Below are 12,997 nucleotides of genomic sequence, written 5' to 3' on the forward strand. Positions count from 1 at the left end.
AAGACAAAGGCAGGCCTCGCAGGTCGCGTGGCACAAACGAGACATTGTAGCTTGGGCCGCCGGGTGGCCCTGCGCTTCGCGTCGAGCCCGGGTCGGCGCCCCCTCGTACGAACGAAAAAGGGCGAACCTCGCGGCTCGCCCTTGGGCAGACAGGAGGAGGCGCCGGCGACGGCACCCCGGGGCACCCCGGGCACCCGCCGTTAGTCGAAACGTCCGGTGCGCGCCATCTCCATCAGACGTGCGATGCGCTCCTCGGTCGCCGGGTGGGTCGAGAACAGGTTCGCGATCCCGCCGCCCGAAAGCGGATTCATGATCATCATCTGCGCTGTCGCGGGATGCGCTTCAGCCGCTGCAAACGGGATACCGGCTGCGTAACGGTGAATCTTGTCGAGTGCCGACGCAAGCGCCTGCGGGTCGCCCGAAATCTTCGCGCCACCCCGATCCGCCTCGAACTCGCGGGCGCGGGAAATCGCCATCTGGATCAGCGCACCGGCGATCGGCGCCAGAATCGCAACCGCGATGCTTGCGATCGGATTGGCCCGCCGGCCGCTTTCATCGCGACCGCCGAAGAATATCGCGAAATTGGCCAGCGCGGAGATCGCACCCGCCATCGTCGCCGAGACCGTAGAGATCAGGATGTCGCGATGCTTCACATGGGACAGTTCATGCGCCATCACGCCACGCATTTCCCGCTCGGAGAGCACGCGAAGAATACCCGTGGTGGCTGCAACAGCCGCGTGTTCCGGATTCCGGCCGGTGGCAAATGCATTCGGCGCGTCCTCGTTGATCAGGTAGACCTTCGGCATTGGCAGTTCGGCGCGTGTGGCAAGCTCACGCACCATCCTGTAAAACTGTGGCGCGCTCGTCTCGTCGACTTCCTGCGCGTTGTACATGCGTAGGACCATCTTGTCCGAGAACCAGTAGGAGAAGAAATTCATCCCGAGCGCCACGAGGAATGCGAGCATCATGCCCCGCGATCCGCCGATCATGCCGCCAATCACGACGAAAAGGGCCGTAATCGCGGCCATTAGCATCGCGGTTTTCACCCAGTTGAACATGTCCGTTTGCTCCTTGCCCCTAATGTGAGTTCGCTCTTGACGTCACCTGTTGGTGACGGTCAATTGTAAGCATTTTGTTAGATAGGGGCGAACATGGAAAATTCAATCACCGTGACGCGGTGGCAAGTTTGACGCCCAGACCGACAAAAGCGCTACCGACACCGCGGTCGAGCCACTTTTTGACAGCCGGCTTGCCGGAGAAGCGCTGCGTGACGCTGCCCGCGATCCACGCGACAAAGCTGTTCCACACCGTGCTCATCACGACGAACACCGCGCCGAGCGTCAGGAATGCAAGCGCCTTGTGCTCGCTGCCTGTGGTGACGAACTGCGGGAAAAACGACACGAAGAACAGCACGACCTTTGGATTCAGCACGTTGGTCCAGAAACCTTGCAGGAACAGCTGACGCAAGGATTTCGGTGCACCTGCGGCGCGCGAGGGCGCACCTGACGCAGCGACTGGCTCAGTCGCCGGTTTCGCGAAGATCAGGCGCACGCCAAGGTAAATCAGGTAGATCGCGCCCACAAACTTGATCACTGTGAACGCCGCCGCCGATGCCGCGAGCAAGGCTGTCAGGCCGAACGCGCAAGCCAGAGAATGCACGCAGCAGCCCGCGGAAATACCGAGCGCCGACATCAGCCCTGCACGGCGCCCCTGCGCGACACTACGCCCGACGATATAGGCTGTATCGGGTCCCGGCGTCACGTTCAGCAGAAAAACCGCAACGACGAAGAAGGCGAAATGGGTGATGCCGAACATTTGAAATCCTCAGGCGCACAGTCGATTCACAGACGATTCTAACGCGCCGCGAGGCTGCAGCGGCAGTTGGCCGAACGGTCTATGGCGCAGTCGTGCCCACCGTTTTACGATGCTTCGGGCAGTTTGAACCGCTGACCAGCGGAAAGCGGCGCGCCAGCCAGAAATTCGCGCGCAGGGAGACGCTTGCCACCGGGCTTCTGCAATTGCACGAGGCGCAGCGCGCCTTCGCCACTTGCGACCACGACGCCCTCCGCAGACACATCGAGGATCGTGCCAGGCGCGGCCTCACGCGGTGTATCGACCACTTCGGCGCCCCAGATCTTGAGCGCGGTGCCGTCGTCGAGCGTCACTACGCCGCCGGGGAACGGGTCGAACGCGCGGATCCGGCGAGCCAGTTCGACCGCTGGACGCCGCCAGTCGAGCGCGGCTTCGTGCTTGCCGATTTTCTCGGCGTAAGTGGCGCCTTCAGCCGGTTGAGGCGTCGCGGCAAGGCTGCCCGTGCGCTCCAGTTCGATCAGTGCATCGACGATCAGCTTCGCGCCCGCCTGCGCGAGGCGGTCGTGAAGCGTGGCGGTGGTGTCGTCAGGACGGATCGGCGTGCGGGCTTCGGAGATCATCGCGCCGGTGTCGAGGCCGACATCCATTTGCATCAGCGTGATGCCGGTTTCCGCGTCGCCGGCTTCGATCGCTCGGTGGATCGGCGCGGCGCCGCGCCAACGCGGCAGCAACGAAGCGTGGATGTTGATGCAGCCATGGGGGGGAATATCGAGCACTTCCTGCGGCAGCAGCAACCCGTACGCGGCGACCACCATGACGTCGTGGGGTGTCGTATGCAACTGTTCCATCGCGGCAGCAGCTTCAACCGGGTATTTGCCGTTGCGGCGCAGCGACGGCGGCTGCGCGACGGTCAGGCCGTGTTCCTGCGCGAAGCGTTTGACCGGACTTGCCTGTAGTTTCATGCCGCGGCCGGCTGGCCGGTCGGGTTGGGTGAGCACGAGCGGAACCGGGAAACCGGCCGCGTGAATTGCCGCCAGCGCCTCGGCGGCGAACTCAGGCGTGCCGGCAAAAATAACGCGCAACGAATGGGTCATGAACGGGAGAGTTAGCAGGAAGGACGCGCGTTACATCGCATGCGCGAGCTTCTTCATCTTGCTCTTGATGCGCGTCTGCTTGAGCGGTGACAGGTACTCGACGAACACGCGGCCCATCAGGTGATCCATTTCGTGCTGAACGCAGACGGCGAGAAGGCCTTCACAGTCGAGCTCGAAGGTCTCGCCCTTCTCGTTGAGCGCCCGCACGCGCACCTTCTCGGCACGTTCCACATTGTCGTAGATGCCCGGCACCGACAGACAGCCTTCTTCGGAGAGCTTTCTCTCGTCGCTCGACCAGATGATTTCCGGGTTGATAAACGCGCGAAGTTCGTCGTGTGTTTCCGAAATGTCGATCACGATCACGCGCACATGCTCGTCGACCTGCGTTGCAGCCAGTCCGACGCCCGGGGCGGCGTACATCGTTTCGGCCATGTCGGCGACAAGCTTGCGAATGCGATCGTTGACCACATCCACGGGCTTCGCAATCTTGTGCAGCCGCTTGTCCGGGTAATTGAGGATGTTCAGTAAAGCCATGGTCCTGAGTTGAATGAGTGAGCGCTGCGCACTCCGGCGCGCCATGCTGCTGGCCGCCTGGCCAGCTTGTGGGCCCATCGCGTTATGCGGAGGATATGCGGTCGAACCGGTTCGATTCAACGCGCCGCCGGCACACAGACGGAAGGCGCGCGGGCAGACGCAGCGCTGCTTATTTCGGATGATGAAAATTTTAGCATGGCGACCGCCTCCCCGCTGGCCGCAAAAGGACTGATACGCGATGCACACATTGCCAATGACCGATGATGAACTCGCCGCGTGGCTGCGGCTATCGATGGCGCGAGGGCTGAAGCCCGCCCCATTGCGCTCGCTGCTTGACGCGTTTGGCCTGCCGGCCGCGCTTCTTGGCCAGACGTTCGCGGCGATAGCGGCAATCACCAATGAGGCCACCGCACGCGCTGTACTCGCCGCTCCAGATCCCGGTTTCGACAACCACCTCGCTAACGTCCTCAGATGGCGCGACGAGCGTGGCAATGAAGTACTGACACTGGGTGATCCGGCTTATCCGCCCGCCCTGCTCACGATGACCGATCCGCCGCCGCTGCTTTATGCGAAAGGATGCCTCGATTTGCTCCACACCCGCAGCGTTGCCATCGTAGGAAGCCGCAGCGCCACACCGCAAGGTGTCGAAGACGCTCGCCGGTTCGCGCGGGCGCTGTCGGACGCGGGGCTCGCAGTGGTCTCCGGGCTTGCGCTCGGCATCGACGCCGCTGCGCATCGTGGCGCGCTGTGCGGTGCAGGCAGCACGATTGCGGTAATAGGCACCGGCGCCGACGTCGTTTATCCGGCCGTCCATCATCAGCTTGCCCATGAGATCGCTGCAGCAGGCGCGATCGTGTCGGAGTGGCCGCTCGGCACGTCTGCCCGCTCCGCGCATTTCCCACAACGCAACCGGCTGATCGCCGGCCTGTCGAGCGGTGTGCTGATCGTGGAAGCCGCGATGCGATCGGGCTCGCTCATCACGGCTCGTCTCGCGAATGAAATGGGGCGGGATGTGTTCGCCATCCCCGGTTCCATCCATGCACCGCTTGCGCGCGGATGTCACCGGATGATCAAACAGGGCGCAAAGCTCGTCGAAACACCGGAAGAGGTGCTCGAAGAACTGGGCTGGGCTGTCCGGTCCGTCGCACCGGCGCCTGGAGAAGTGGTGTCACCCGCCTCGTCGTTGACGCCGGATGCGAAGCGCCTGCTGGACGCGTTGGGTCATTCGCCTGCCACGCTTGAAATCCTCGCTGTCCGCACCGAGATGGAAGAGGCAGCGCTTCAGGGCACATTGCTGCAGCTTGAACTGGGCGGCCATCTCACCGCATTACCGGGCGGCCGATTCGTGCGGGCGAACCGCAATTGACGGCGCGCCATGCTACATTCGCGCCAAAGCACCTGATAAAAGTACGCAAGGAACCACCATGCCCGCGCTGAATCTCGACACCGACGCAGACCGGATCGCCGAGCGCGTCAATAACCACGACACGCTGTTCGTTGCCTGTCTGTGCGCGGAATGGTGCGGCACCTGCAGGGAATATAGAGAAGCTTTCGACCGCCTTGCGGACCGGCATCCGGATATCTGCTTCGCGTGGATAGACATCGAAACGCACGCCGACCGCTTCGACGATCTCGACGTGGAGAATTTTCCGACGGTCCTGATCGAAGATGCCGTCACCACGCGCTTTTTTGGCACGGTGTTGCCGCAAGCTGCCATCGTCGAACGCATGCTTTCCGATCTCTACGGCCTGCCGGGCATGACCGGAGCGCCGAAGCTGCGGCCGGCTCTGACTGTTGCCTGACGCTCCGGTGGTAAGCAGCGGGCACGTAGCGTCATCACGCATTTACGGGAGCCGGCGGAGGTCCGGCGAGTATCGCCGGACAGGCGGCACTGGCCTTGCTTGCGGCAGGGCTGCGCGCTTGCCGGACACACAGGCACCCACTTATGATGAGCCGCTTTTTTACGCACACGAGTCGACGTTTCCGCGCTGTGTGCTATAAAGCGGTCGTTAAAGGGTCATAAACCCGGATCCACATACCCACATCCAGTCATGTCCAAAGCATTGATCATCGCCGAAAAGCCTTCCGTCGCGAACGACATCGCGCGGGCTTTGGGCGGGTTTACCAAGCATGACGAATACTACGAAAGCGACGCGTACGTCCTTTCGTCGGCGGTCGGCCACCTGCTCGAAATCGCAGCGCCCGAAGAATACGAGGTCAAGCGCGGCAAATGGAGTTTCGCCAATCTGCCCGTCATCCCCCCACATTTCGACCTGAACCCGATCGCAAAAAGCGAATCGCGGCTCAAGGTGCTCACAAAGCTGCTAAAGCGCAAAGACATCGACCGCCTGATTAACGCATGTGACGCGGGGCGCGAGGGCGAGCTGATTTTCCGTTTGATTGCACAGCACGCGAAAGCCAAACAGCCGGTCCAGCGCCTCTGGCTGCAGTCGATGACGCCCGCCGCGATCCGCGAAGGGTTTGCCCGTCTGCGTAGCGACGAGGAAATGCAGCCGCTCGCCGACGCCGCGCGCTGCCGTTCCGAGGCCGACTGGCTGGTCGGCATCAACGGCACGCGAGCGATGACAGCCTTCAATAGCAAGGGCGGCGGCTTCTTCCTGACCACTGTCGGGCGGGTGCAGACGCCGACGCTGTCGATCGTCGTTGAGCGCGAAGAAAAGATTCGCCGGTTCGTGCCGCGCGACTACTGGGAAGTGAAAGCAGAGTTCGTCTGCGCGAGCGGCTTCTACGAAGGCCGCTGGTTCGACCCGAAGTTCAAGCGCGACGAGTTCGATCCGGAGAAACGCGATTCGCGCCTCTGGAGCCTGCCGGCCGCCGAAACGATTGTCGCCGCCTGTCGCGGCCAGATCGGCAGGGTGTCGGAAGAATCGAAGCCGTCCACACAGCTGTCCCCGGCGCTGTTCGACCTGACGAGCCTGCAGCGCGAGGCCAACGGCCGCTTCGGCTTTTCGGCGAAAAATACGCTCGGGCTCGCCCAGGCGCTGTATGAAAAGCACAAGGTGCTTACGTATCCGCGTACCGACGCCCGCGCCCTGCCGGAAGACTATATCGAGACGGTGAAGAGCACGCTCGACATGCTGAAGGAGAGCAACAATTACCTGCCGTTCGCGAAGCAGGTGCTCGACAAGGGCTGGGTGAAGCCGAACAAGCGCATCTTCGACAATTCGAAGATCAGCGACCACTTCGCAATCATCCCGACGCTACAGGCGCCGAAGTCGCTGTCCGAGCCCGAGCAGAAGCTGTATGACCTGGTCGTGAAGCGCTTCCTCGCCGTGTTCTTCCCGGCCGCCGAATACAAAGTGACGACGCGGATCACGGAAGTGGTCGGCCATCACTTCAAGACCGAGGGCAAGGTACTGGTTGAACCGGGCTGGCTGCAGGTCTACGGCCGCGAGATTAGCGGTGAAGACGCGAACCTCGTACCGGTTCAGAAAGACGAAAAGGTCAAGACCGACAAGATCGCCGCCCAGCAACTGGTGACCAAACCGCCCGCACGCTACAACGAAGCGACTTTACTGTCGGCGATGGAAGGCGCAGGCAAGCTGGTCGAAGACGACGAGTTGCGCGAGGCGATGGCAGCCAAGGGTCTGGGCACGCCAGCCACGCGCGCCGCCATTATCGAAGGGCTTCTTGGCGAAAAGTACCTGATCCGCGAAGGGCGCGATCTGATTCCGACCGCCAAGGCATTCCAGCTGACGACGCTGCTGCGCGGACTCGGCGTCGAGGAACTTACGGCCCCCGAACTCACGGGCGAATGGGAGCACAAGCTGGCACAGATGGAGCGCGGCCACCTCAAGCGCGACGCTTTCATGCAGGAAATCGCTCGCATGACGCAGACCATCGTCAAGCGCGCGAAGGAATACGACTCCGACACGATCCCAGGCGATTACGCAACGCTCGAAACGCCTTGCCCCAACTGCGGCGGCCAGGTGAAGGAAAACTATCGGCGCTTTGCATGTTCGAAGTGCGAGTTCTCGATCTCGAAGATTCCGGGCGGCCGCCAGTTCGAAATCGCGGAAGTTGAAGAGTTGCTGCAAAACAAGACGATCGGTCCGCTGTCGGGTTTCCGCAGCAAGATGGGCCGGCCGTTCTCAGCGATCCTTAAACTTGCTTTCGACGACGAGACGAAGAACTACAAGCTCGAATTCGACTTCGGTCAGGATCAGGGTGGCGAAGACGGCGAACCGCCTGACTTCTCCGAGCAGGAACCGGTTGGTGCATGCCCGAAGTGCAAAGGGCGCGTATTCGAGCACGGCATGAGTTACGTTTGCGAGAACTCAGTGGCCAATCCGAAGACGTGCGACTTCCGCTCGGGCAAAGTGATCCTGCAACAGGAAATTGGTCGCGATCAGATGGCGAAGCTGTTGGAAGAAGGACGTACGGATCTGTTGACGAACTTCAAGTCGTCGCGCACCGGCCGCAACTTCAAGGCGTTCCTCGTCAAGCAGAGCGACGGCAAGATCGGTTTCGAATTCGAGAAGAAGGAGCCGTCGGCGAAAACCGCTGCGAAGACCGCAGCCAAAACAGCGGGGAAAACCAAGGTCGAACTGGAAACGGAAGAAGTCGGCGCAACGGCGAAGACCGCTCCAGCCAAAAAGGCGGCGGCGAAAACCGCTGCAAGTAAAACGACCGCAACCAAAACCGCTGCGGCCAGGAAGGCTCCGGCGAAGAAAGCGGCCGTGCGCAAGACTGGTTCGTAATACACGTTACCGGTCCTCGCTCCTGGCAGGTGATAAAAAAGGCGCAGCCGTGGGACTCACGGCTGCGCCTTTTTCTTTGCGCCCACTTTCACTTTGCCACCATCGACAGGCGTGCAGGCCGCACAACGTGCACGGCAGCGCCTGGCGCTTCCCGCCCGGGCGTTACAGCGGCGACAGAGCCGTCGGCCTGGGTCGCACCGCTGTCTTGGGTGGCTTGGGCGCTGGCAGTTCGCTATCGAGCAGGCTCGACCGCGGCTCGGCACCGTCAAACGCTTCCGGCGCCATCGACTCCGACGACGGTGCGATGGCGAGCGCAGAAGGCTGGACCAGACCGTCCTTGATCCACTGTTCGCCCAGTTTGCTATTCGGCGTCTGGCTGAAATGCTCGACGAGGTGATCGATGAACGTACGCACCTTCGCCGGCAGATGGCGACGGCTCGGGTAGGCGATATTGATCTCGACCTGCGGCAGCCGGTAATCGCCGAGAAGGCGCACAAGCTTGCCGCGCGTCGTATCACGTCCAATCAGATAGCTTGGCAGGATCGCGATGCCCATACCGAGCAGCGCGAACTGGCGCAGCATTTCCGTATTGTTCGCGACGATCACGTTCGTCGGACGCACACGCACCTCGCCGTCTGGCCCCGTGAAGACCCGTTCATCGCCCCAGTATTCGGACGGCAGACTCAGGCAGGGATGCTCCAGCAGTTGCTCAGGACGCGTCGGCGTGCCGTGCTTCTCGAGATAGGCGGGGGTCGCGCAGACCGTCATGCAACCGGTTGTCAGGCGCCGCGTGACAATGCTCGCGCTGCGCATGTGCCGCGCGATCACGACGCCGACGTCGAAGCCTTCCTCGACGAGGTCGACCTGCCGGTCGACGAGCGTCACGTCCGGCACGACCTTCGGATAGCGCTCGGCGTACGTCTGCAGCACGGGCGCCAGGTTGTGCAGACCGAATACGACTGGCGCTACGATACGCAGCGTGCCGACAGGCTCGTGATTTCGCGCCACCACCATCTGCTCGACGTCTTCCAGCTCGTCGAGAATCTGGCGGGCGCGTTCCAGGTAGACCTGACCCGATTCAGTCAGAGACAGGCTGCGGGTTGTACGGTTGAGCAGTCGCGTGCCGAGGCGACCCTCGAGGTCGGCAACGTGCCGGGTTGCGACTGCATTGGAGATATCCATCGCGCTGGCTGCGCGGGCAAAACTACCGAGATCCGCCACCCGGACGAAAACTCGCATCGACTGCAAATGATCCATAAGACAACTCCTGCCGTGTTACAGCTTCTATCTACCCAGTAAGAGGCGAAGCGAACTGCGAATTCTCCTCCGACTCTGAAGATCGTGCAGAAGTTGCCTTGAAACGCCCCATTTTCATAAAAATTGTGCGACTGTGCCTTTCAGCGTAAGTGACGCTCAGCTATTGTTCCGCATAAGGAAACAATATGCTGCACCGCAGCTACGACTGTCTACGAGCAGGAAACAGAGAAAGATAACCTCTGCCTATCGCAGTGCCAGGAGAAGGGGGCCAAACCAGTCCGGAAATGCTGCGTAAACGTAAAAAGACCGCCTTCCGGCGGTCTTTTTACGAAGCGAGTACTCACGTCATCAGGCGGCGAGGCGTTCTTCCAGAGTCGCGCGTGTCTCGCCCAGCGCCTGCGGCAACCCGTGCTGCAGCGTGTCAAAGAGTTCCGCATGCAGGGCGAGTTCATCACGCCATGCCGCGTCGTCAACCGAGATGACTTCTTCGAACTGCTCGCGGCTGAAATTCAGACCGCGCCAGTCGATATCGTCATACCCGGGCGACACACCGAATGCATGCTCATCCCCTTGCGCCGAACCTTCGATGCGCCCGACCATCCAGCGCAGCACGCGCATGTTCTCGCCGAAGCCCGGCCACGCGAACTTGCCATCCGCGCCCTTGCGGAACCAGTTCACGCAGAAAATCTTCGGCAGCTTCGCGTTCAGTTGCCCGAGCCGCTCGCCCACCTTGAGCCAGTGGCCGAAATAGTCGCTCATGTTGTAGCCGCAGAACGGCAGCATCGCAAACGGGTCGCGTCGCACGACGCCCTGCTGGCCCGCTGCGGCAGCCGTTGTCTCCGAACCCATAGTCGCGGCCATGTACACACCTTCGACCCAGTTGCGCGCCTCGGTGACGAGTGGCACGGTCGTCGAGCGGCGGCCACCGAAGATGAATGCGTCGATCGGCACGCCGGCCGGATTCTCCCAATCGGCGTCGATCGACGGGCATTGCGATGCCGGTGCCGTGAAACGCGCATTCGGGTGCGCCGCCTTACGGCCGCTTTCCTTTGCGATGGCGGGCGTCCAGTCCTTGCCCTGCCAGTCGATCAGGTGTGCCGGCGGCTCGTCGGTCATGCCTTCCCACCAGACATCCCCATCGTCGGTCAGCGCAACGTTCGTGAAAATCACGTTTTTCTTCAGTGTCGCCATCGCGTTGAAGTTCGTCTTCTCGCTCGTACCCGGCGCGACGCCAAAGTAGCCGGCTTCCGGGTTGATCGCGTACAGGCGCCCGTCCTTGCCCGGCTTGATCCACGCGATGTCATCGCCGATCGTCGAGATGCTCCAGCCGCTCATTCCTTCCGGCGGAATCAACATCGCGAAGTTGGTCTTGCCGCAGGCCGACGGGAACGCCGCCGCAACGTGATACTTGCGCCCTTCCGGCGACGTCACGCCGAGAATCAGCATGTGCTCGGCAAGCCAGCCTTCATCGCGGCCCATCGTCGACGCGATGCGCAGCGCAAAGCACTTCTTGCCAAGCAGCGCGTTGCCGCCATAGCCCGAGCCGTAGCTCCAGATCTCGCGCGCCTCAGGAAAATGGACGATATATTTGGTGCTGTTGCACGGCCACGGCACGTCCTTCGCGCCGGCGGCGAGGGGCGCCCCGACCGAGTGCACGCACGGCACAAACTCACCATCCTCACCCAGCACGTCGTACACCTTGCGACCCATACGGGTCATGATGCGCATGTTAGTCACCACGTACGGGCTGTCGCTCAGCTCGACGCCGATATGCGCGATCGGCGAGCCCAGCGGGCCCATCGAGAACGGCACGACGTACATCGTGCGGCCACGCATCGCGCCTTCAAAGAGACCGTCGAGCGTCGAGCGCATCTCGGCCGGCGCGATCCAGTTGTTGGTCGGGCCAGCATCTTCGCGGCGCTCCGAGCAGATGAAGGTGCGGTCCTCGACCCGTGCGACGTCCGATGGATCCGAGCAGGCCAGGTACGAATTCGGCCGCTTCGCCGGATTGAGCTTTTTCAGCGTGCCCGCTTCGACCATCTGCGCGCACAGCTGGTCGTACTCCTCTTGCGAGCCGTCGCACCACACGACGCGCTCCGGCTTCGTCAGTGCAGCGACGCGCTGAACCCATTCGATCAATTTTCGGTGTTTGACCCAGGCCGGCGCCTCTACGGCCGGGTTACCCGTAAATGCTGGATGATTCATCGAGCTGTCTCCGTCGTGTTATTGAAAGAAAAACGGTACCAGCCCATCGACGCTGCTTGCGAGAGGCGTCCAATCCTCGCGTGCCACCTTCGCGGCGCGCCCGATTGTGCATGTCGTCGCGGGCCAACCAGCTTGCTGTTCGAAACCGTCTGTAAAGCGGCTTGCATCGATTGGCAACAAACTGTTAAAAACGAGGTAAATCTTGTCTGCAGTTCGCGGGGCCGTTCTGGCCCCTTGTTTTGCAGGGCATCCAACCAAACCAGCATGGACGTTCATTCACATGTTGGGACTTTAAGCTTATCACTCCGTTCCGCACCGACACGTGCGCCGCAAAACACAAAAGCCATGAAGATTGCCATCCTCGACGATTACCAGGACGCCGTTCGCAAACTCGATTGTTTCCAGATGCTGGCCGACCATGAGGTCAAGGTTTTCAACAATACCGTCCGCGGTCTCGGGCAACTGGCAAGCCGCCTTTCCGAAGTCGATGCTCTTGTCCTGATTCGCGAACGCACCCGCATCAGCTCCCAACTCCTCGACAAGCTGCCGCATCTGCGCATGATCAGCCAGACCGGCAAAGCGTCGAGCCACATCGAAATGGCGGCGTGTACCGAGCGCGGCATTGCCGTGCTGGAAGGCACCGGCTCGCCGATCGCGCCCGCCGAACTGACGTGGGCCCTCATCATGGCCGCGCAACGACGCATTCCGCAATACGTGGCAAACCTTAAGCAAGGGGCCTGGCAGCAGTCGGGGCTGAAGACGTCGGCGCTGCCGCCGAACTTCGGTCTGGGCACCGTGCTGCGCGGCCAGACGCTGGGCATCTGGGGCTATGGCAAGATCGGCCGCCTGGTCGCCGGTTATGGCAAGGCATTCGGCATGAATGTAATGGTCTGGGGCCGCGAACATTCGCGGGAAGCGGCAAAGGCGGACGGTTATGGCGTTGCGGAAAGCCGCGAAGCGCTTTTCGAGCAAAGCGACGTGCTGTCGCTGCATCTGCGCCTGCACGACGATACGCGTGGCATCGTCACGCAGGAAGATCTGATGCGCATGAAACCCACTGCGTTGTTCGTCAACACGAGCCGGGCGGAACTGCTGGAAGAAAACGCGCTGATGGGCGCGCTGTCGCACAACCGGCCTGGCATGGTCGCCATCGACGTGTACGAAAGCGAGCCGATCCTCCAGGGATACAGCCTGTTGCGCATGGAGAACGTGATCTGCACGCCGCACATCGGCTATGTGGAGCGCGAAAGCTACGAGCTGTATTTCGGCGCGGCGTTCAGGAACATCCTCGCGTTCGACAACGGCGACATGTCCAGCGTCGCGAACCCGGAAGCCATGCAGGGCGGACGGCGGCGCTAGAGATCATCGCCGAAT

General features: G+C 61.9%; 10 protein-coding genes. 4 read left to right on the top strand and 6 right to left on the bottom strand.

Annotated features, from left to right (window positions below):
* Positions 1–200: 200 nt before the first annotated feature.
* The 4 genes from htpX to def all read right to left on the bottom strand — a co-directional run bounded on the left by htpX (position 201) and on the right by def (position 3,440).
* Positions 201–1,058, bottom strand: coding sequence for a zinc metalloprotease HtpX (gene htpX / locus P3T23_RS04640; protein ID WP_429315018.1), 858 nt, complete (start codon positions 1,056–1,058; stop codon positions 201–203).
* Positions 1,059–1,164: 106 nt separating this feature from the next.
* Positions 1,165–1,815, bottom strand: coding sequence for a LysE family translocator (locus tag P3T23_RS04645; RefSeq protein WP_429315019.1), 651 nt, complete (start codon positions 1,813–1,815; stop codon positions 1,165–1,167).
* Between the two features lie 104 nt (positions 1,816–1,919).
* Positions 1,920–2,906: a methionyl-tRNA formyltransferase gene (gene fmt / locus P3T23_RS04650; RefSeq protein ID WP_429315020.1), complete on the bottom strand. Its 987-nt coding sequence runs from the start codon at positions 2,904–2,906 to the stop codon at positions 1,920–1,922.
* Between the two features lie 30 nt (positions 2,907–2,936).
* The gene (gene def, locus P3T23_RS04655; protein WP_429315346.1) at positions 2,937–3,440 is read right to left on the bottom strand and encodes a peptide deformylase; all 504 of its coding nucleotides are present in this window, start codon (positions 3,438–3,440) and stop codon (positions 2,937–2,939) included.
* Between the two features lie 238 nt (positions 3,441–3,678).
* Here def and dprA point away from each other — a divergent pair, with 238 nt between their 5' ends.
* The 3 genes from dprA to P3T23_RS04670 all read left to right on the top strand — a co-directional run bounded on the left by dprA (position 3,679) and on the right by P3T23_RS04670 (position 8,161).
* Positions 3,679–4,806 (top strand): DNA-processing protein DprA, encoded by a 1,128-nt coding sequence (gene dprA / locus P3T23_RS04660; protein ID WP_429315021.1) that lies wholly within the window; start codon positions 3,679–3,681, stop codon positions 4,804–4,806.
* Between the two features lie 58 nt (positions 4,807–4,864).
* Positions 4,865–5,242, top strand: a complete 378-nt coding sequence (locus tag P3T23_RS04665) for a thioredoxin family protein (protein WP_429315022.1) — start codon at positions 4,865–4,867, stop codon at positions 5,240–5,242.
* Positions 5,243–5,491: 249 nt separating this feature from the next.
* Positions 5,492–8,161: a DNA topoisomerase III gene (locus P3T23_RS04670; RefSeq protein ID WP_429315023.1), complete on the top strand. Its 2,670-nt coding sequence runs from the start codon at positions 5,492–5,494 to the stop codon at positions 8,159–8,161.
* A 162-nt stretch (positions 8,162–8,323) separates the two neighbouring features.
* Here the strand turns inward: P3T23_RS04670 and P3T23_RS04675 are convergent, their stop codons facing one another.
* Positions 8,324–9,418 carry a LysR family transcriptional regulator gene (locus tag P3T23_RS04675; RefSeq protein ID WP_429315024.1) on the bottom strand — a complete coding sequence of 365 codons (1,095 nt, stop codon included), beginning with the start codon at positions 9,416–9,418 and terminating at the stop codon, positions 8,324–8,326.
* A 348-nt stretch (positions 9,419–9,766) separates the two neighbouring features.
* A complete protein-coding gene (locus P3T23_RS04680; RefSeq protein WP_429315025.1) occupies positions 9,767–11,623 on the bottom strand; it encodes a phosphoenolpyruvate carboxykinase (GTP) in 1,857 nt (618 codons plus the stop codon).
* Positions 11,624–11,968: 345 nt separating this feature from the next.
* Here P3T23_RS04680 and P3T23_RS04685 point away from each other — a divergent pair, with 345 nt between their 5' ends.
* Positions 11,969–12,982 (top strand): D-2-hydroxyacid dehydrogenase family protein, encoded by a 1,014-nt coding sequence (locus P3T23_RS04685; RefSeq protein ID WP_429315347.1) that lies wholly within the window; start codon positions 11,969–11,971, stop codon positions 12,980–12,982.
* The last annotated feature ends 15 nt before the right edge of the window (positions 12,983–12,997 follow it).

It is taken from the genome of Paraburkholderia sp. GAS448 (genome assembly GCF_050435685.1).
Taxonomy (GTDB): Bacteria; Pseudomonadota; Gammaproteobacteria; order Burkholderiales; family Burkholderiaceae; genus Paraburkholderia.